15 protein-coding genes are annotated in these 22,024 nt (G+C 28.5%); 2 read left to right on the forward strand and 13 right to left on the reverse strand.

The window, feature by feature from the left end; translation table 11 throughout:
- From pnp to HNP63_RS00250, 12 genes are all read right to left on the reverse strand, one after another.
- The gene (gene pnp, locus HNP63_RS00195; RefSeq protein WP_183226909.1) at nt 1–2,169 is read right to left on the reverse strand and encodes a polyribonucleotide nucleotidyltransferase; all 2,169 of its coding nucleotides are present in this window, start codon (nt 2,167–2,169) and stop codon (nt 1–3) included.
- Nucleotides 2,170–2,183: 14 nt separating this feature from the next.
- The gene (gene rpsO / locus HNP63_RS00200) at nt 2,184–2,450 is read right to left on the reverse strand and encodes a 30S ribosomal protein S15 (RefSeq protein ID WP_004789461.1); all 267 of its coding nucleotides are present in this window, start codon (nt 2,448–2,450) and stop codon (nt 2,184–2,186) included.
- 173 nt (nt 2,451–2,623) lie between these two features.
- Nucleotides 2,624–3,472, reverse strand: a complete 849-nt coding sequence (gene truB, locus HNP63_RS00205; RefSeq protein WP_183226911.1) for a tRNA pseudouridine(55) synthase TruB — start codon at nt 3,470–3,472, stop codon at nt 2,624–2,626.
- A gap of 2 nt (nt 3,473–3,474) precedes the next feature.
- Nucleotides 3,475–3,837, reverse strand: a complete 363-nt coding sequence (gene rbfA, locus HNP63_RS00210) for a 30S ribosome-binding factor RbfA (RefSeq protein ID WP_011601239.1) — start codon at nt 3,835–3,837, stop codon at nt 3,475–3,477.
- 22 nt (nt 3,838–3,859) lie between these two features.
- Entirely contained in the window at nt 3,860–6,442 is a 2,583-nt protein-coding gene (gene infB, locus HNP63_RS00215; RefSeq protein ID WP_183226913.1) for a translation initiation factor IF-2, read from the reverse strand.
- A 2-nt stretch (nt 6,443–6,444) separates the two neighbouring features.
- On the reverse strand, nt 6,445–7,893 hold the full coding sequence (gene nusA, locus HNP63_RS00220) for a transcription termination factor NusA (protein ID WP_004789434.1): 1,449 nt from the start codon (nt 7,891–7,893) through the stop codon (nt 6,445–6,447).
- 13 nt (nt 7,894–7,906) lie between these two features.
- On the reverse strand, nt 7,907–8,344 hold the full coding sequence (rimP, locus tag HNP63_RS00225) for a ribosome maturation factor RimP (RefSeq protein ID WP_011601237.1): 438 nt from the start codon (nt 8,342–8,344) through the stop codon (nt 7,907–7,909).
- Between the two features lie 100 nt (nt 8,345–8,444).
- Nucleotides 8,445–9,062, reverse strand: a complete 618-nt coding sequence (locus HNP63_RS00230; protein WP_004789933.1) for a ComF family protein — start codon at nt 9,060–9,062, stop codon at nt 8,445–8,447.
- Nucleotide 9,063: 1 nt separating this feature from the next.
- On the reverse strand, nt 9,064–11,652 hold the full coding sequence (gene mutS, locus HNP63_RS00235) for a DNA mismatch repair protein MutS (protein ID WP_183226915.1): 2,589 nt from the start codon (nt 11,650–11,652) through the stop codon (nt 9,064–9,066).
- A gap of 422 nt (nt 11,653–12,074) precedes the next feature.
- On the reverse strand, nt 12,075–12,608 hold the full coding sequence (locus HNP63_RS00240; protein ID WP_004790030.1) for an OmpH family outer membrane protein: 534 nt from the start codon (nt 12,606–12,608) through the stop codon (nt 12,075–12,077).
- Nucleotides 12,609–12,628: 20 nt separating this feature from the next.
- Nucleotides 12,629–15,094: an outer membrane protein assembly factor BamA gene (bamA, locus tag HNP63_RS00245; protein ID WP_011601233.1), complete on the reverse strand. Its 2,466-nt coding sequence runs from the start codon at nt 15,092–15,094 to the stop codon at nt 12,629–12,631.
- A 17-nt stretch (nt 15,095–15,111) separates the two neighbouring features.
- Nucleotides 15,112–19,515, reverse strand: coding sequence for a translocation/assembly module TamB domain-containing protein (locus tag HNP63_RS00250; RefSeq protein ID WP_044052310.1), 4,404 nt, complete (start codon nt 19,513–19,515; stop codon nt 15,112–15,114).
- Nucleotides 19,516–19,600: 85 nt separating this feature from the next.
- On the opposite strand from HNP63_RS00250, the gene tmk reads away from it, so the two are divergent.
- Complete coding sequence (tmk, locus tag HNP63_RS00255) at nt 19,601–20,209, forward strand: dTMP kinase (protein ID WP_004790050.1); 609 nt, start codon at nt 19,601–19,603, stop codon at nt 20,207–20,209.
- Nucleotides 20,210–20,234: 25 nt separating this feature from the next.
- A complete protein-coding gene (locus HNP63_RS00260; protein WP_004789406.1) occupies nt 20,235–20,852 on the forward strand; it encodes a DUF8513 domain-containing protein in 618 nt (205 codons plus the stop codon).
- Here HNP63_RS00260 and HNP63_RS00265 read toward each other — a convergent pair.
- Nucleotides 20,849–21,952: a thymidine kinase gene (locus HNP63_RS00265; protein WP_004789453.1), complete on the reverse strand. Its 1,104-nt coding sequence runs from the start codon at nt 21,950–21,952 to the stop codon at nt 20,849–20,851. The two genes, HNP63_RS00260 and HNP63_RS00265, sit on opposite strands and share 4 nt — an antisense overlap.
- Between the last annotated feature and the right edge of the window lie 72 nt (nt 21,953–22,024).

Here is a 22,024-nt window from a genome sequence, read left to right on the forward strand (position 1 = left end):
TTAATAATCTTTATCTCTAACAATTTCAAGATCAATTTTCCCAAATTTATCTATATCAACTATTCTAACTTTAATTCGCTGCCCTTCTTCTAATTTTGGAGGTCGAACTAATCCTGCATTGCCCCTTATATTGTCTCCACCACTACCAAATCTAGAATATCTATTACCATGCCCAAATCTTCCAGAACCATACTTGCTGTCTCTAGATTTCAAGCGAGTACTTAAAAATCCTTCCTTTGTAGGAGTAAGTTCAATAAAAGCTCCAAAGCTATTAATCTTTTTAACTATTCCTTCGTAAATTTCACCTACTTTTGGTTCTCTTACAATACTCTCTATTTTTTCTTTAGCCTTTTGCATTTTAAAATCATCATCACCAAAAAGAATAATCTTTCCATTTTGCTCAATTTGAACCTTAACTTCAAATTCATCTGTTATAGCCTTAACAGTTTTTCCAGTAGATCCTATCACAAGGGATATCTTATCAATATCAATTTGCAGTTGAATAATTTTGGGAGCATATTTAGATATACCAACTCTTGAATTCGAAATTACAGAATTCATAATAGACAGTATGTGTATCCTACCTACTCTTGCCTGCTCAAGAGCATCTCTCATTAACTGCTTAGTAACATTTTCAATCTTAATATCCATTTGAAAGCCAGTAATCCCATTTTCTGTACCAGCCACTTTAAAGTCCATATCACCCAAATGATCCTCTTCCCCAAGAATATCACTTAGAACTACATATTTATCCCCTTCGCTAATAAGCCCCATGGCTATTCCTGCAACTTGCCTTTTAACAGGAACCCCCGCAGACATTAAAGACATGCTTCCAGCACAAACAGTAGCCATTGAAGAAGATCCGTTAGATTCTAAAATCTCAGAAACTACTCTAATAGTATACGGAAAATCGTTTTTTCCCGGAATCATTGATTCTAAAGCTCTTTGAGCTAAATGGCCGTGGCCAATCTCACGCCTACCAGTCATAAGCCTACCAGTCTCACCAACTGAAAATGGAGGAAAATTGTAATGAAGCATAAAATTAAGACGCTTATCACCATCGATATCATCCATTATTTGCTCATCAATGCTTGTACCAAGAGTAGTTACAGCTAAAGCTTGCGTCTCTCCTCTTGTAAAAAGTGAAGATCCATGTGTTCTACTTAAAATATCAACTTCTGCAAGAATATCTCTTATTTCATTGGGCGTTCTACCGTCTGTCCTAATCTTATCATTAAGAATAGAATTTCTAACAATCTCCTTCTCAAAATCATCAAAAGCTTTATAAAAAAGAGACTCATTACTATCATCCAATTTCTCAAGAGAAGAAAAATGCTCATAAGATTTATTTCGCAGCAAAGTTATGGCTTTATCTCTATTAAGCTTTCCTTTAACAAAACAAGCTTCTTTAAGATCGGCATAAATAAAATCCCTAAGCTCCTCTTTAAATTCAAATATTTTTTCTTCAAAAGCTAAAGGAAGTTTTTCCTTCTCCCCTACAATATCTAAAAATTCTTTTTGAGCATTGCAAATTTGTTTAATATATTCATGTGCACTGTCTATTGCTGACAACAAAATATCTTCACTAACCTCATTAGCACCGCCTTCTACCATTGTAATTCCATTTAAACTTCCTGCAACAACAATATCAAGATCAGAATTATGAATCTCTTCAAACGAAGGATTTACTATAAACTTACCATTCAAATAAACCATTCTAACAGCTGCAATTGGACCATTAAACGGAATATCTGACAAAAAAACTGCTGTAAAAGCGGCGTTCATTCCAACAATATCAGGGGGATTGAGTTGATCTGTAGCCAAAGTCGTAGGAATTACTTGAATTTCTCGACCAAATCTTTTATCAAAAAGAGGTCTCATTGGTCTATCTATTAACCTAGAAACAAGTATTTCTTTATCCTTTGGCTTTCCTTCTCTTTTAATAAATCCTCCTGGAATCTTACCAGCTGCATAATATTTCTCATTATATTCAACAGAAAGCGGGACAAAATCTAAATCTTCTCTCACATTATTTGAACAACAAACAGTCGCAAGAACCGAAGATCCTCCATAAGTTGCAAGAACCGATCCATTAGCCTGCTTGGCCATAAATCCCGTCTCAAACACCAACTCGTCTCTACCTATTTTCAACTTTAATATTTTCCTCAAAATTCAACCTCTTTTTATTTCCTAAGACCAAGTTTAGATATCAACGCCCTATAAGCTTCTAAATCTTTTTTCTGGTAATACTGCAATAAACTGCGTCTTTGCCCTACCAACTTTAACAAGCCCCTTTTTGAACTATGGTCTTTTTTATTTATCTTTAAATGTTCAGTTAAATACTTTATTCTACCTGTAATAAGTGCGATTTGAACCCCAACAGATCCAGTATCACCTTCATTTTTTCCAAATTCAGAAACTATTTTTTGCTTTTGCTTTTTATCTATCATAAAGCAACTCCTATACCATCATAGCAAAGCTCTAACGAACCTCTTGCTATAATTTAAACTAACTACTATGATAGATTATAATATTTTTTTTTAAAAATCACAAAAACAATTTACTCTTTTCAAGTTATTTTTAATAATAAATTATTAAATTGCTTAAAAAAACAAATATAAAATTAAAATATAATAACATATTTATATTTATTCAAATCTATTCCTTTAATGACCGCTAATATTTCCCCTTCTCTGGATTTCAAAATCTTAAATTCATTAATATTGATTTGAATTTCAACGTAAGCACCATTTTTAACAAGACTTATCTTACTAGAATCAATGCAAACCTTTTCAAAACTTTTTAAAGATTCCAGGCTAATTAAGGAGGCTTTGCTTAAATTTTTACACAATGTAGAATCTTCTAATCTAAATATACCCACCTTAGTTCTTTTTAAACTACTAACATACGCACAAGAATTTAAAGAATAAGCCAAATCTCTTGCAATACTCCTAATATAAGTACCTTTTGAACAACTTATTTTCAAACTAAGCAAAGAAGAGCTAAAATCATAGCTTAATCTTTGAATATCATAAACATTTACTCTTCGTTTTTTAATTTCAAAAAACTTTCCATTCAAAGCAAGTTTATAAGCTCTGCTACCATTAATATGAACAGAAGAAAATCTAGGGGGGCTTTGATAAATCTCTCCCACAAAATCTTTAAGCTTTAAATCTATATCCTCTAAATTAGGAATATAATCTGTTTTATTAACTATTCTTCCATTTGGATCAAGAGTATCTGTTTCTAATCCAAATCTAAATTCTGCTACATACTCTTTATCTAAAGACATGAAATAGTTTGCAAGCTTTGTATATTTTCCTACAAGAGCAATCAAAATTCCACTTGCAAATTTATCAAGTATACCAGCATGCCCAACATGATTTGTATTAAAATATTTTTTTATAGGAAAAAGAGTTTCAAAAGAAGTTTTGCCTTGTTCTTTATTAATTAAAAGGAATCCATTTTCCAAATTTAATTCTCTCTTATAGTATTCAACCCTTCAATTATCTTATTAACATAAAATGATTTAGAAAGAGAATCGTCCTTAACAAACAATAATTTAGGAGTACTTCTAACTTTAATTCGCTTAATAATTTGACTTTGAATAAATCCCTTAGCATTATTTAAAGCTTTAACTGCATTGTCCAAAGAAGCGCCTTCCTTGATCGAGCCTATAAATACCTTAGCATTTATTAAATCTTTTGAAAATTCTACTTTAACCACGGTTAAAAATGAATGAATTCTGGGATCTTTAATCCCCCTACTCACTATTAAATTGCCAATTTCTTGAGCAATAAAACTTTCGAGTTTAAACTTTTTTATATTCTTATACATAAACACATATAAATCAGCAATACTAAGTTTTAAAAGTTTTTTTTACCTTTTTTACCTCAAATGCTTCAATTATATCTCCTTCTTTAATGTTAGCATAATTATCAATCATAATACCACACTCATATTGCTCAGCAACCTCTTTAACATCATCTTTAAATCTCTTTAAAGATGAAATTTTACCAGAATGAATCTGTAAACCATCTCTCATCACATTAGTAATCGCATCTCGTTTTATTAGCCCCCGAGAAACATAGCAACCAGCTATTACCCCAACTTTAGGGACATTAATTACAGCTCGCACTTCAGCAAAGCCAATAAACTGCTGTTCAACATCTGGTTCAAGCATCCCCTCAAGAACTGATTTGACATCACTTATAGCATCATAAATAACATTATACTTTCTAATCTCAACTTTTTCCTGATCTGCAAGTATTTGCGCTTTTACAGTAGGTCTTACATGAAACCCAATAACAATAGCATCGCTTGCTGAAGCAAAGCTAATATCTGTTTCAGTTATTACACCCGCTGATGAATGCACAACTCTTACTCGAACCTCATCGTTTGTTAATTTTTCAAGAGAATTCTTTAAAGCCTCGACTGAGCCTTGAACATCTGCTTTTAAAATTATTTTAAGCTCCTTAAGTGTTCCTTCTTTGATTGAATCATAAAGATTTAACATGGTAACTTTCTTTACATTTTTAGAAGATTCATACTTTTTAAGATCCTGTCTTTTGGAGCTGATTAATTTTGCTTCTTTCTCAGTTTTAGTTACTTGAAAAGGATCCCCAGCCTGAGGCATTGAAGAAAATCCTAAAACACTAATAGCCTTAGCAGGTCCAACGCTCTTAACAGAAACACCCTTATCATTAATTAATGCCTTAACTTTACCATAGCACGCTCCACCTACAAAAGAATCTCCCACATAAAGTGTTCCATCCTCAATAATAACAGAACAAACTATTCCGCGCCCCAAATCAATCTTGGCATCAAGTACTTTTCCAATAGCTCTTTTAGATGGGTTTGCCTTTAATAACATCATATCTGCCTGCAAAAGAATCATATCAAGAAGTTCAGAAATTCCTATATTTTTAAGAGCAGAAATCAACACAAAAATAGTGTCTCCTCCCCAATCCTCAGGTACTAAGTCATATTCTGAAAGCTGATGTTTAATCTTATCAGGATTTGAATCTGGCAAATCAATCTTATTTATAGCAACAATAATCGGAACATTTGCTTCTTTTGCATGATTAATAGCCTCAATAGTTTGAGGCATAACACCATCAATTGCTGAGACAACAAGAACAACAATATCTGTAACTTGGGCCCCACGACTTCTCATCATAGTGAAAGCTTCATGGCCAGGGGTATCTAAAAATGTTATTTCTCGACTATTATATACAATAGTATAAGCTCCAATATGCTGAGTAATACCGCCAGACTCTGTTTGATTTATATCTATATTTTGAAGCACGGAAAGTAGTCTGGTTTTACCATGATCAACATGTCCCATTATTGTAATAACAGGTGGCTTTTCAATTCTTTTACTCTGATCCTCCACCTCTTCTTCTATAACCGTTTCATCATAAATAGAAACAACATTAACTTTTGAACCATATTCTTCAACTAAAATAGTTGCTGTATCAGAATCTATCTTTTCGTTAATAGTCACCATTACGCCCAAAGCCATTAATTTAGCAATCAAATCAGAGGATTTTAAATTCATTTTTCTTGCAAGATCAGAAACAGTAATGCTACCCATAATATCAATTGATTTTGGAATAGGGTTAGCTAAATTTTCTCTTTTCTTTTTTTGAAGTTGCTCAAAAACCTTTTGCTCAATTGTTTTGCTCTCAGTTTCTGCTTTTTTCCTCTTATAGCTTTTTTGACTTTCTTGTTGTTGTTTTTTCTTTTCACCAAGCTTACGATTTAACTCTTTACTATTCTCAGAATCTGTTGAAGATGCACTGCTAACAATAGAAGGAACTTTGGTTTTTATAACTCTTCTAAAAGACACAGAAGTAGTATACTTATTTTGGGTGTTATTTTTGGCAACATATGTTTTTTTTGTCGAACCTTGATATTGAGAAGTTAAACTATCCCTATTTTGTGAATACCCACCACCGGTTCTACCGTCCCTATTTTGTGAATATCCACCAGTTCTACCGTCCCTATTTTGTGAATATCCACCGGTTCTACCGTCCCTATTTTGTGAATACCCACCAGTTCTACCGTCCCTGTTTTGTGAATATCCACCAGTTCTACCGTCCCTATTTTGTGAATACCCACCAGTTCTACCATCCCTATTTTGTGAATACCCGCCAGTTCTACCATCCCTGTTTTGTGAATATCCACCAGTTCTACCGTCCCTATTTTGTGAATACCCGCCAGTTCTACCGTCCCTATTTTGTGAATACCCACCAGTTCTACCGTCCCTGCTGTGCGAATATTCAATTTTATTGTTGTGCTTATGCAAATCAGTAGAACCACTTGGATTATTTTTACCACTCAAATCGTTATGTGTTACAATTTTTACCACCTTCTTCCTTAACTTAATAATCTTAATTTTTTTACCATCTTCATTTTTATCATCAATATTTTTCGACAACCTTACTCCTCCTCAAACTCAAAACTAAGCCCTATTTTACAACCCGGACAGGAGGTCATATTTTCATTAATAACAACACCACATTCAGGACAAAGAAGCTCTTCATCTTCTTCCACCTTTTCCATAGACTCACCATTGTCATTAGCAATTATTATCATTCCCTCTTTTAATATTTTGTTAATTTCTTCTTGTTTTTCATAACTTACGCCAAGATTAAAAAGCAATCCCTCATCTGCTTGTAAAAAATTGTTAATATCATTAAGCCCCTCTTTTGATAAATTAGAAATCACAGAAGAATCGAGCAATTTAAGATCACTTATTTTACTAATCTCCTCAAATTGTTCCTCTTCAACAACATCTTGCATAACTTTATCAAACATTTCGAGTGTTTCTTGCTTAAACTCTGAATTGGCTTTCATTTCTGCAAATTGACTGCTGGTTTTAACATCAATAGCCCAGTCAAGAAGTCTATTAGCAAGTCTAACATTTTGGCCCATTTTACCTATAGCAAGGGAAAGTTGATCATCGCTAACAACTACTAAAGCCTTATGTAAATCCTCGTCAAGAATATAAACATGCTCTATCTTAGAAGGAGTCAAAGAATCCTTTATGAATTCTTTAATGTCTTTACTATAAGGGATAATATCGATTTTTTCTCCTTCAAGTTCCTTAATTATAGATTGAATTCTGACTCCTTTTTGTCCTATACAAGGACCAACAGGATCAATCTCTTCTTTTTCAGAATAAACAGCGACTTTGATTCTGTAACCTGGATCACGAACTATTTTATGAATCTTAATAATACCTTCTTCAATTTCAGGAATTTCAAGTGCCAAAAGCTCTTCAATAAACTTTGGATGGGTTCTAGAAAGAATAACCTCAATGCCATTTTTACCTTTTTTGACATTATAAACTAAAACTCTAATTTTATCATTAAGACTATAAACTTCTCTTGGCGACTGATACTTCTTAGGAATTATACCATCTGTATTACCAAGATTAACATAAAGATCACCATTTCTATTTTGCTGAACATATCCAATAACAACTTTATTCAACTTGCTTTTAAATTCTGATAAAATCTCATTATCCTCAATTCCTTGCAAATCATTTTTGGTTCTTTGTTTTGCAACCTGAATAGAAAGCCTATCAAAAACTTTAGGATTAATTTCAATGTAAGCATAATCGCCTTCTACAATATTTTCCCTTGAGATATCTTTCTCTAATATTTCAAGCAAAGAATCTTTTACCTCTTCTACAATTTTCTTTTTTGCATAAACTATTAAATCTCCCGTATCATCATCAAACTTAATAAAAGCATTCTCATTACTTCCAAAATACTTTTTATACGCTATCAATACCGATTCTTTAATTGTTTTTCTAATAGACTCTATACTCATACTGCGATCATTTGCAATACTTACAATCATATGTCCCGTGCCCTTTATCATCCAAACTTCCTCCTTAAACTAATCTGGCCTTCTTAACATCGCTATAAAAAACATTTAATTCTTTACTATCTGTTTTAAAAATAAAACTTTTGGATTTTGCTTCTAATATAAAACCCTCTTCAAATTCATTATCTAACATTAACTTAATCTTTTTACCTTCAAAAATTTGAAACTCTTTGTCACTTTTTATTCTTCTGTCTATTCCTGGTGTAGAAAGTTCTAAAATAAAACTATATTTAAGATTTGCTTCCAAAATTAATAAAATCATCTTATGCAAATCAGTCATCAAATCAATACCTAAAGAAAAATTTTTGCTATAAAGAACTATTTGGATCTTTCCACCATTTTTATTTCTAAAGATATTAATTTCTAATATTTCAACATTTAAACGTTCTGTTAAATTTTTTATCAAATTATAAACTTCATTATTTTTGTCAAAACATTTAATCAACTACATTCCTAAAATTAATAAGGTTCTTTTAAAAGAACCTTATTAAATATATAACTAAACCTTAAATCAAGGTTAACACTTAGAAAAAATAATGTCAACATTAAACCAAATTATAAGATTTGGCCAACGAAAGCTTTATAATCTTATCGGCTCCAAATTGTATAATAAGATCTTCACAAATACACATAGATGTTCCTGTAGTAACAATATCATCAAGCAAAACAATCTTTTTAAATTGAAAATTTTTATACTTTGATCTTAATTTAACTTTATTTTCAAGATTTGTAAATCTAAGATTCCCTTTCATTAACTTTTGACTTTTTCCATACTTTCTTGAAAAAACATTTATATAATTAAAACCAAAACGGCTTAATAAAATACCAATATATTCCATGTGATCAAACCCATAAAATAATTTTCTTTTAAAACTACAAGGAACGGTTACTATTTGATCAAAATCAATATTACTTAAATATTTAGCGATTCCACTTGCTAAAAATCTACCAATAGACTTTTGACCATCTCTTTTATAAGACAAAATTAAAGATTTATAATGCTCTTTATATTCAAAAAAATAAAGCAAATTCTCATCAAATTTAATTTTAAAATTAAAAAGTGACTTACATTGATCACAAAGAGCATCAGAAGATACATATCTTTTTCTACAAAAAACACAAAAAGGCAAAAATATACTTTTTAAAACATTTAAATAGCTCATACTAACTAGATTGAGAAATAACTTTTAAAACAAGTTGATTTAGCAGCTCAATTGATTGAAAAGGGGTAATATTATTAATATCTATATTAGAAATAAATTTTTTTAACTCTAAATACTCATTTAATTTAACATGAACATCAGTATCATTTTTCAAAACCTCTCTATCACAAGTATCAGAAGAAATACAAGGAAGAAATTCTAAACAAGAGCTATCCTTTCGACTTCCTAAACTTTTCAGGATAACATTAGCTCTATCTACTACCCTTAAAGGAAGTCCTGCTATGCGAGCAACATAAATCCCATAAGAATTAAGAGATGGTTTTTCTTCAACTTCTCTTAAAAAAACAAGTTCATTGCCTTGCTTTTCAATTTTCATTGAAAGATTAATAAAAGCTTTATGATTAATAGCCGATAGTTCATGAAAATGTGTGGCAAACAAGCTTCTAGCTTTAATATACTCTAAAATATATTCTATAATAGAATAAGCAATAGCAAGTCCATCATTTGTACTAGTACCTCTTCCAACTTCATCCATAATTATCAAACTCTTTTCTGTTGCATTTCTTAAAATATTAGCTGTTTCGTTCATTTCAACTAAAAAAGTTGATTCTCCTTTAGCAAGATTATCACTTGCTCCAATTCTGCAAAAAATTTTATCTGTAATACCTATTACAGCCCTAGAAGCTGGCACAAAAGAACCTATATGCGCCATCAAAGTAATCAAAGCCACTTGACGCAAATAAGTTGATTTACCGGCCATATTAGGACCAGTAATTAAACAAAAATACTTTTCTTTATTAATCTTTACGAAATTTTCAGTAAAGATCTCAGTGTTTTTAACATAGTGCTCAACAACAGGATGCCGAGACTTTTCAAGAAAAATTTCTTTACTACATGTTAAAATGGGTCTTTTATATTCATTTTTTTTTGCCAAATAACCAAAGTTAACAACTAAATCGATATATGCAAAAAATTCTGCAACCTTCTTAAGAACTTTATTATGCTTAACAACATTTGACGCTATTTCATCAAAAATTTCTTGCTCAAAAGCAACCACACTGTCTTCGGCATTATTAATATTCGCTTCAAGAGAAATAAGTTTTTCTGTTTTATATCTTTTTGAAGAATTTAAAGTTTGACTTTCCATAAAATGGGGTGGCACTTGCGCATAATTACTCTTTGTAACCTCAAAAAATAATCCCCTATTATTGGTTTTTCTAATCTTTAGATTATTGATCTTGCTAAGCAGCCTCTCTGATTCAAGATATTCATCAATATATTTATTTGCATTAATCTTTAAATCTTTTAAACTATCAAGCTTTAAATCATAGCCTCTTTTAATAAGCTCATCAGATGAGCTTGAAATTGCACTATTTATCAAAAAATAAACTTTAGAAATACTATCCTCTTCAAACTTATCAAAATTCCAATAATCAAAATTATGCTTGTCAAATAGCTTTTTTACCAAAAAAAATACAGAAAGGGATTTTTCAATAAATAAAAAATCTTTTTTAATATATCTTTTCATCTGAATCCTAGATATTATTCTCTCAACATCCCATATATTAACAAAAGCTTCTCTTAAAGTCACAGTTAAACTAATATTTTTGCAAAAAAATTCAACATGATCTAGCCTAGTATTAATCTCAGGAATATTTAAAATCGGATTTAAAATAAATTCTCGTAAAAGTCTCTTTCCCATTGCGGTTTTGCAATCATTTAACACAGAATATAATGAATATTGAGAAGAAAAATCATTATTATTTTTTACAAGTTCAAGATTTACTTGAGTTACATCATCAAGAAACATGTACAAAGAATCATTATTAATATCTATTTTATCAATATTGCTTAATAAATTTTTTAAATTATTTTTTATATGATTTATAATGAGAAAAATTGAAATATAATAAGGCTTTTCCTCATCAAATCCAAGAGAACTCAATCCAAGTATGTTAAAATGCTCCTTTATTGTTTTTATTGCAACATCCTTATCAAGATGCCAAGCAGGCACTCTGTTAATTAAAAACCGATTAAGATTAAGCTTCTCTGAGTATTCATAATAAAAGTTTTCAGAAACTATTATCTCTTTAGGAGAATATTTCTCAAGATCCCTTTTAAGTTTTTCAAAAAAACTATTCTCATAAAACATTATCCCAAGACTAGAAGTAGATAAATCTATATAAGAAAACGAATAATAATTTTTATAATCACTAATAGCAACTAAATAGTTATTAACATCATCATTTAAAAAATCTTCATCAACAATAACACCTGGTGTTATTACCTCAACAACCTCTCTTTCTAAAGGCCCTACAGAAGTAGAATTGGCCGCTTGCTCACAAATTGCAACTTTTTTATCAAATAAAATTAATTTTCTTATATATTCCTTACTAGTGTGGTAAGGAACTCCACACATTGGAACATTTTCTCTTTTTGTCAATGTTAAATTAAGAAGCTTACTTGCCTCAATTGCATCATCAAAAAACATTTCATAAAAATTTCCTACTCTGAAAAAAATGATAGCATCTTTATATTTTTTTTTGATATCTAAGTACTGCCTCATCATTGGAGTAACATTTTTTTCCATACGCTTCCTAAATAATATTGAATTATAATTGATATTATAAAATAAATATAATTCAATTAAAAATAAAGAATATAAAATGAAAAAAGACTCTAAAATAATGGTTTTCGCAGTTATCCACAATCTATCTATTAGCAAGACTAATCTTAAAGCAAGGCAAAATATAAAATTTTAGAGTTGATTTAATTTTATGTTTTTATTCATTAAAACAGTAATATTTAATCATTTTGATATTTTTAAATTTTTCATTTGTAGTTTTTTAATGACTTTTAATGCAGCTTAAGCAAAAAACTGCTGCTTATTGTGGATTTTTTTTGTAATGTTTTAAATTTAATTGATTTTAAAACATTAATAAAAACAATAAAAAAAGAATTTTACAATCTAATTGCAGATTGCAAAAAATAAAGCACCCTCCTTAAAAAGTCTTAAGGATTTTTATTATACTTTTCTAAAAGATACTTAATAACATCATCTGTTATATCAACAGTACTGTTATGGTAAAGAATATATGGATTATTTTTTTTCATAATCAAAGAAAACCCATTAATTTCTGCAACATATTGAATACCATGAAGTATTTTACTTAAAGATTCACTATTATTATTTAAACTATTAATATTGGCCAATCTTTGCTGCTCTAAATTATTCTTTGCTAAACTAGACACTCTCTTTAGCTCATCAACTTTTAAATTATATTGGTTACCAAAAGATCTTGCATTGTCTAAGTCATTATCAGCAATTGATTTATCATACATCTGTTTTAAATTCTTAAGTTCTAAATTTAACCCATTTATTTGTTCTTGATACCTATTTTTTATTTGATCAAGATTAGCTTTCAATTGAGGATTTAAAACTTCAATCACAATTCTATCAAAATCAACAATGCCTATTTTAATAACATCTATCGAAAAAACATTAAAGGACAATAAAAAAAACAATGGTAAAATCAAAAAAAACACAAATTTCTCCATAGCATTTATTAATATCTCATTTCAATTCCTAAGAAAAATTTAAATCCAGAAAAATATTTGTAATAACTGTTAACTTTATCATTGTCAAAATAAAAAGGATAAGCTATTACAAAAGACAGTGGTAACTGAGGTAAAAGACTTCTAATTCCAGTCCCCCAGCTAAAAGCAAAACTACTAAAAGGTCTAAATAAAGAATTTTCTTGCCCTTCTAAAGAATAGGAAGCAAAATCTATAAAAAAAACATCCCAAACTAAAAAATTTTTTAACAAAGGAATAGATATTTGCACAGTATTTACAAAGGAGCTGTAAATATTTTTCAAAATCCCCCAACCTCTAGCCTGCATAAAATTTTCACTAAGAACTATGTGATGATGGGGTTGAATTTCAATTTCAAAACCATTACCAAGAGGAGGCAATATATTTGAATAAACACTCCTTAAGGTCAAAATAATATCAAAATAAGGCGTAAATACATCCTCATATCCTAAAAGAGAAAAATATCTCTCAAAGGTTGTAGCAGATTTAATAAAATGACTCTGACCAAATAAAAATCCGCCGAAAAAATCAAACTGCTGTTTAAGCAAAAATCCATTATTAGACAAAGAGGTAGAATTTCTCGTATCCCAAGCCGCACTCAAACTAAGAGAATTTTCAAATCTAAAAGTTTTATAATTATCTCTTAAATAATAATTTGAAGGTCTGTTAATCTCATTATCATAAAAAACATATTTTAAAGCAGTTTGTAAAGTACCAAGAAGAGTTTGCTTACCAAGATAATTAGAAAAAGTATATCCTGTAAATCCCCCAAAACTAAGCTTAAGTAAAGAATAATTCATAGCATTAAAATCGGAAAAGCTTTTAGCATCTCGATATTCTTCCCAACTTGTAAATGGATCTGGAACTTCTCTTTTACCAGAAAAAATAGGCCCATTAATATCCTGATAAGCGGTATTAACAGAATGTGAAAAATCTACAAATCCACCCACAGTCCATCTTTTCTGAAAAAACCAATTATCTCTAAATGTCAAACTAAGACTTTGCTCTAAAAAAGATAAATTTAGCCTTGCAGCAAAATAATAGCCTTCACCCAAAAAGTTAGAAAGCTCCCATTGCCCAAATACTGAGAATGGAAACGAAGAATTTGAATTGCCTCCAAAATTCATACCAAATCCAAAATTACTTGTTGCTCGCTCCTCAATGTTTAAATTTATTTTCATAAGCCCTTCCGTATTGCTCGGAACAATATCAGGGATTACATTTGAAAAATAACCAAGCTGCTGTAAGTTTACCATACCCATCTTAAATTTATCCAAACTAAAAACATCACCTTCTTGAAGTGGGATCTCTCTAAGTATTACATGCGAAGCTGTATTTTTATTTTTAGAAACAGTAATAGACTCAATATGAGCCTTATCCTTTTCTGAAATTTTAATTAAAAAATCAACAAACTCTCCCCTTATCTTTTGTGAAGGAATAATTTCTGTAAAAATATACCCTTCTTTAAAATAACTTTCTTTGATTTTGGTAAAATCCTGCTCAAATTTAGAATTATTAAAAATATCACCTTCCTTAAAGGTAATAAAACTTTTTAATTCTTCCAAACTAAAAACTGAATTACCCAAAATTTCAAGCTTTCCAAATCTAAAAACATTACCTTCTGAAATAAAATATTTCAAAAAAACTTCCTTTTCTAACCTTTGAGAATCTTTAAGAGAATCTTTAATATCAACAGTACTGTTGATAATCTTAATATCAATATATCCATTATTTTTATAAAAAGACTCTAGTTGATGCTTGTCCTTATCAACATTACTTTTTAAATATTTACCATCTGAAAAAAGAGATACTACTCTTGATGCTAAAGATTTTCTCAAAGTGCTACTTTTAAAGCTTAAATTTCCTTCAAAATCAATACCTTTAATAACGTATTTAGGCCCAGCTACTATATTGAAAATAATATCAACCAAATTTCCTTCTTCTTTGATTTCAAAATTTACAGAAGCATCAAGATATCCCGTGTCTTTATACATCTCTTCAAGCTTGTCAACACCTTTGTTAACACTTGCAAGATTTAAAGGCTCATTGGTCTTAATATTTACCTTCTCAACAAGTTCGCTATTCCAAAAAACTCTACTGCTATCAGAAAAAACAACAGAATTAACCAAAGATTTTTCTTTTACAATAAATGTAATAAACAGTTCCTCGCCATCCATTTTAAAAATCGGCTTAATAAGCCCAGAAAAATAATCAAGAGCATAAAGATCAATTTGTAATTTATCAAAAATTTCATTAGAATATGCCGTACCAATGTAAGGTTTTAAAGTATTAATAAAATCCACCTCTTTCTTATTCTTAAGTCCTTCAAAATTAATACCCTTTATTATTTTACCTTTGTAATTTTCAACTTGAGCAAAACTAAAAACACCTAAAAACATTAAAAAACTTATAAAAAACAAACCTCTAATTGAACCCATCTTAACCTCTTAACAATTTAATATTTAAATTTCCAAGAAATACCTATATTATTTCCTATTCCATCTAAACCTTTTTTCATAAAATTGTAATCAAACTCATAATTAACCAAAAAAAATGGAGAATCAAACTCAATGCCCAAATTAATAACAAAATTTAAATCCTTTGAAAAAGGAGTCGTTTGCTCTTTTAAAAAACCAAAGCCTCCACTAATAAAAACACCCTCGACAAGATATTTTCCTACCTTAACACTTGTATTATCAAGAACATCAACAAAAGTAGGATTCCCAATTTTAAAAAAATTACTATTAATAGAATTCTTTAATATATCCGTCTTGATACTCAACAAGTCTAAGTTTAATACAGAACGCATATAATCTTCAATGGGTTGAATTAAAAAATCAAGAGCAATATCACTTACTATTCCAATTGCCATTTCAGCAGCATTAGTCCCTGCCGATCGCAATCCTCCCTCAGACCCTCCCATTGTTGATCCTGAGAGCAAATATTTAATCTCCTGTTCACTCCTAGAAGGATAAGACATAAACTCAATTTTCCATAAACTCAAAGGACTATCAATACCTATTGTAACAAGCAGTTTATCATTTCTATCTTTAATTGTATTTGTAGCCTCTGCCTTTATCCATGGATCAAACTTAATTCTGCTCTCATTAAAGGATATATAAGCACCACTTTTAAAGATAAATTTTTTATTATTATAATTAACAAAACCATTTGCAATATTTAAATCTCCCTTAAGAATAAAATCATCGGTTTTTGTATCAGATTTTATTACAAGCTTATCCCCTCTTGAAATAGTAGCTTGTAAAAACGAAATATTACTATCTGGCCAGTGAAAAGTAACACCGCTGTCAAAATTTATCTCAAGGTGAGTCAAAATATCAAAATCTCGAACATTAATATCAACTGTTTGCGCTCTTTTTGCTTGCTTGAAGGGATTTACTAATAAATTAACAATAGAACTTTCAAGAGAATAAACCCAAGCATTTGAAATATTTAAAATGCCTTTAAACATAATTTCATCGGCATTTCCTTCAATTGAAAAATTGCCTAAAGCATAACCTGTAAAGCTTAAAGCAATTTTGTCAAACTTAATAGGGACTCCTGTTCTGCCAGTCACATTAATATCTATTTTGTAATAATCAATAATAGTATCACTTAAAAAATTTAAATTTAAACTAGTAGAAACAAAAACCTTGGAATACCGATCCAAAGCAAACTCATTACTAAAAATGATTTTATTATCCTGAATTTCAACTGGCATATCAAATATTTCTAAAGTTCTATCACCACCAAACTTTCTAGAAGCCCTTAAATACTCAGTACTTATTAATCCTTTTTGAATATTTAAACTTCCATTAATATTAGGATTATATAAATCCCCATCAATATCAAATTCACCATTTAAAAAAAGATCATAAAGAATAAAATGATTGTCAATATTAAATAAAGGATGTGAATCTAAAAAATCTTTAGTGATTATTTTTGAATCAAATTTAATATCTCTGACATTTCCAAGAATTTTATTTTTAATTATTTTACCTGATGAATTAAAACTAAGAGGTAAATAATCTTTTAAAATAAAGCTATATTCTCCACTACCATAATGGTATAAAACATCAATAAGGTCATAATCAATTGAGGCCATATTAAATTTTTCAAAATCATTGCTAAATTCAACCGTAAGATTAGATAAAAACTCATTTTTATATTTAATATCTCTAAAGGAAAATTCACCCTCTGTTTTGGTTTTCAAAACTCCAAATCGCTCTTCATCCCTACTTTCAAAGTTTCTAAAATTTGCATTAAACTTATAAGAAAATAAGTCGCTATTAAAAACCATATTAGATACGCCTATGGAGCTGCTTAAGTCATATCTTAGACTACCAGTAAGAAACTCTTTTTTATTGCGCTTGACTTTTATATCATATATGTTAAGCCTATTGTCCAATAATCCTAAATTCAGAGAAAACTGCATAGGAATGCCCAATAAAGTTAATTTATCAGCCTCAAGATATCCACTCAAAGAATAATTTTTAAAATCATTATTTTTAAAATTTAGCAAAAAATTACCATTAACCTTCCCTTCTAAAAGGGATAAAGAATTAAAATTGTAAAAATCTAAATCTTGAAATTTAAGTAAAAAATAACTTCCATATTCATCGGAATTAACTCCTAAAAAATATCGTTCTGAATTTAAACTAGAAAATAAATTTAAACTACCATTAAAATTATCTTTTAAATTGAATTGTCCATATCCTTGCAAATTTGAAAGCTTGTTTATAAATTTAACATCAGAAATGTACAATTTATCATATTCATATAAGCCCTTAAACCCAAAATTAAAATTATAAGCGGGTATTTTAGAAGCTTTTATTATATTAAACTTATCTATTCTAAATTTCAAATCATTATTAAGCTCTAAATAGTTCCCATGAAAATTTATATTTATCAAAAGATCAGAGGTTTTATTGTAAACCTTAAAACCATTAACATTAAGGGTATAAATTATTTTAGAATCAAAATAATTGAAATCTAATTTTATGCCAAGAGGAGATTCAGCAACAATAAACTTATTTTTAAAATTAACATTAAAATTTAAAGGATAATTTTTATCCAAATAAGAAAAATTCGTACTAATATTAAACCCACTTTCAAATAGCTCAACAAACAAGCTAGAATGCAAATTGTAATCATTGTACTGCAAATCAAAGTTGTTTGATTTGTAAAAATTTTTTTCTCCACTAGCATCAAACATAAATTTAAAATTATCCAACTTTGAAAATACTATGAAATTGAATTTTTTTAATCTATTCTTACGATAATCAAATTTATTTAAATTAAAATCAGAAACTAAATTTAAATATTTACCTGAAAATAAAGTCTTGGGGAAAAAATTTATTAAATAAGAACTAGGAACAACTTCTTTTAAAAAAAGTAGCGGAAACTCTTTAATGCCTAAATTGAAAGAAAATTCTTCATCATTAAGATCTCCTTTTAAAGAAATTTGAGAATTTTTATTTTCTAAATAAATCAAATAGTCAACAAAAATTTTATCCTTTAAAAAATAAGTTTTTAAACTTAAATCTTGAAAACTAAGATTTCCAAGACTAAAACTATCAGACTTAACCGAAAAAATATTTTTATCTTTCTTAAAATCCAAATACCCATTTAAATCATTAAAGTTTAAAATTTTTGCAGATTTAAAGTTAAGACGTCCTATTGGAAGCAAGTCCTTTAAAGAATAATAACCTTTATAGTTTACAACTCCCCTTTTAAGCTTTAAAAAGGCATTTTCAACGCTTACAATGCTATCATTCCCTTTGATTTTAAGTTGCAAACCTTGAATTTCTTTACCTATAGTATCTGCATTTAAAGAAGAATCTATTATTCCTGCATATCTTACATCTTTATCTTTAAAATCATAAGAAAATGCCAACTGACCATTTAAGCTTATATCAAAATAATCTTTATAAATTTCAAAGTCTTTGTTTAGCTTAATCCAATTCAAAAGATTAACATTGAAAAATAAAGCATCCAATCGAATAAAACCATTAGCTTTATCGTAACTTAAATTAAAATCAAAATTCTCCCTTTGTAAATTAAAAATTTTTAAATTTCCTTTTGAATAATTTATTTGGAATCCTTGCTCAAGCAAAGAAAAATAACTCGTTTTAAGTTCAAAAAAACTAAAGTTTATATAACCATCCTCAAAACCTTTTTTGAATTTTCCTTCAAAATAGAAAGTTGAATCTAAAACTCCATCATCAACTCTTTCAGCTGGCAAATTGATTTCTAAATTTTTAACAGCACTAAAATCAACTACAGAACTAAATAAAAAATCTTCATCTACAGTACTCAATGAAAAATTTCTAACTTTAAAATTCAACCAACTATTATGCTTATTGAGCTTAATATTAATATTGATATTTTCTAAATTAATATTTAGTCTATAAAGATAATTTAAAATTTTATTTAAAATTACATTTCCATTGTCGGAATAGGCGCTGCTAGAACTCAAATCATCGGATAAACTAAAATCGTTTATATCAAAATTCAAATTACTCCCTTTAACATAAACATTTAAAATAATATTTTCATCGCCTAAAATTAATTTAAACAGATTTAAATCTACCCTAACAACATCCATTAATATTTTATCTTTTCCATCCAAGCTTAGCTCTAAACCGTCGATTTTAATGGATGATAAAAAATATGGTGAAATATTATCATATTTAATCTTAAAGCCAAATTTTGATTCAAGATATTTTACAACAAGAAACTTTGCAGAATAAATTTGAACTTGAACAAATAGATTAATGGAAAAAATTATTAAAACAAAAACTAAAAGTGGTAAAATCAACAATAAAAATGTCTTATTTTTCAAAAACTCCAAATTCATACACTCATATATTGATAATTATTATTATATAATAATTATCAATAACCTAATTATTGACACCAAAAGAAAGGAAGAAAAAATATTTGTGATTAAAATATTAAAAAACTTTTATTGCATAGAAGGAATTGATGGAAGTGGAAAAACAAGCATAATTAATAAACTAAAAACCATTTGTAAGAATGAATCAAGGTATTACTTTACAAAAGAACCATCAAGCGGAATAATTGGAGAAATGATAAAAGAGCAATTAATGAATTTTAAAAATCCTTTAAAAGAATCAACATTTGCATATCTTTATGCAGCAGATAGACACGATCACTTATATAAAAAAGGTGGAATACTGGAAATTTTAAACACAAAATCCACAAAAATAATAACTGATCGCTATTTATTCTCATCAATTGCCTATCAAGGAAAATTGGGATATGAATTAAATAAAAATTTTCCATTACCTGAAAAAGTATTCTTTATTAAAACAGACCCAAAAATAGCTTATGAAAGAATCCAAAAAAATAGAACACAAAGTGATCTTTTTGAGCTTGAAAAATACAAAACTTTTGAACAAATTACTCTTAAATATTTAAAAACATTTAAAAAAATAGAAAAAACAATTAATGTGATTTATATTGACAATTCAATAAAAGATAATTTAGATAAAAACGCAGAAAAAATTTTCAATCTAATAAAATTCTAATATAATTAATCATATGATTAATTATATGTTTAAAAATGCCACTTTCCAAATAAATTTATTTTTACTTCTTTTAGTGACAGTTGCAAAGATAAATGCATCGTCCAAATTTTATTATGCAGAACAATGGTATGTAATCTTTAACACCCAAATGAAAAAAAATCCTGAAAACTACAAAAAAAATATATTTTTTCTTCAAAAAGCTTTAAAATACCCATTTGGAAATCCAAAATACTCACTAACTAAAATAGAAACAAAAGAACAGTGGACAAAATATAAACTTCTTTTCAAAATGCATGTAAATCTGCTCCTAGTTAAACAAAATTTGCATTTGGGAGATTTATTCGATACAAGAAATTCATATTTTTTCAAAACTCCAGAAAAAAATGGAATTATTCTCAATCTAGAAAAAGCAGAAAAATTATATAAAATAGCAATTAACTACTACGATGAAGCACTAAAATGTCATAAAAAACTTGAAAATTATCAATCTGTTAAACTAGAAAGCGATGGAATAACAAACTGGGAAAACGAATATTATAAAATTTCTCTTAAAGAGTTCGACTACTATGACATTATTAAAAAAGAACTACTGCGAATTGACGAAACCAAAGCATTTTTTGAAAAAAGTTCAAACTATTATTAAAAAATTTCTTTGCCTTCTTTGGAAAAAAAAATTTTATTTATATAATCCTTATTTAAAGAAAACTTAAAAACAAGATCTTTAAAATTATCTTTACTCAAGATGCTATATTCCGAGAAAAGAGTTATTAACGCTCTTTCCGCCAAAAAAGGCAGCTCTAGAATATTTCTTAAAATTTCATCTCTAAATTCATACGCTCTTTCACTATCTAAAGAATTTACAAAATTAGAATTTTCAACATCAGTGCTTAACGCTACAATTTCATTTTCAAGAAATTTTTTATCTCCTTGTGAATATAACAAGGCAAATGGCTTTAAAAAAGAAAAAAAATATTCTTTGCCCACAAGATAATGGTGCATTGAACATCTTGTAGCGTAATTTGGGTAAATAGCAGATTCAATCTCTTCATCACCACCAACAATAAGCAAAGGATCAAAATAGGGGGCTGGAATTTCTTTGTTGTTGTAAAAATAATATCTATACGAAAAAAAAGATTCTTCCATGCAATCAATATGCCCACAATAAGCTCCAAGCTTATAAATCTTATCTGAATATTCTACCAAAAGTTTAGCAGTATCATTAAAAGATTCTTTTCTAAAATTGTAAAGTAATGTGGGCAATATAAATAAAATATTCTCATTTAACGAAATTTTATTTAAAACAAAAATTAAACGCTCATCATAAAAACATGCCTCATCAATAATAAAAGTACCACAACTAGGATTAGAAGCTATTAATTTTTCAATATCAAAAGAGCTGCTGGCAAAACCAATCTCATCAATTCTATCTTTTCCACCACCTCTATATGGTATTACATTTTCTGGAAAATCCTGAAACCTTCTCTTGTCGAGAAAATTTCTAATAAAAAATACATTAACCCTACTCCTATTTCCTTTAATAATATTACCCAATACTTTAAAAGATTTTTTTCTCACAACAAGCGAATCTTTATAAATTTTTGCAGCATATTCTGTTTTTCCACTTCCCATGGGCCCAACTACAAGGATTAAATTTATTTTGACTTTAAAATCAAAATGGCTAATAGATACAATGTTATTTAATTTAGCATCTTCTTTATTAGCAAAGTCTAAACAAAAACCCAAAAATCCTCCCTGAAGTAAATTCAAATTCGATTATAAAAAATGACGACTAAAAAACATTAACATTAAAAACCT

It is taken from the genome of Borreliella afzelii (genome assembly GCF_014202295.1).
GTDB classification, from domain to species: domain Bacteria; phylum Spirochaetota; class Spirochaetia; order Borreliales; family Borreliaceae; genus Borreliella; species Borreliella afzelii.

Bases quoted from the DNA above. Each gene is read 5' to 3' on its own strand.
- HNP63_RS00250 (WP_044052310.1), bottom strand. From the start codon at position 19,515: ATGAATTTGGAGTTTTTGAAAAATAAGACATTTTTATTGTTGATTTTA.
- rbfA (WP_011601239.1), bottom strand. From the start codon at position 3,837: ATGTATAAGAATATAAAAAAGTTTAAACTCGAAAGTTTTATTGCTCAA.
- HNP63_RS00260 (WP_004789406.1), top strand. From the start codon at position 20,235: ATGTTTAAAAATGCCACTTTCCAAATAAATTTATTTTTACTTCTTTTA.
- rpsO (WP_004789461.1), bottom strand. From the start codon at position 2,450: ATGATAGATAAAAAGCAAAAGCAAAAAATAGTTTCTGAATTTGGAAAA.
- mutS (WP_183226915.1), bottom strand. From the start codon at position 11,652: ATGGAAAAAAATGTTACTCCAATGATGAGGCAGTACTTAGATATCAAA.
- bamA (WP_011601233.1), bottom strand. From the start codon at position 15,094: ATGGGTTCAATTAGAGGTTTGTTTTTTATAAGTTTTTTAATGTTTTTA.
- nusA (WP_004789434.1), bottom strand. From the start codon at position 7,893: ATGATAAAGGGCACGGGACATATGATTGTAAGTATTGCAAATGATCGC.
- HNP63_RS00230 (WP_004789933.1), bottom strand. From the start codon at position 9,062: ATGAGCTATTTAAATGTTTTAAAAAGTATATTTTTGCCTTTTTGTGTT.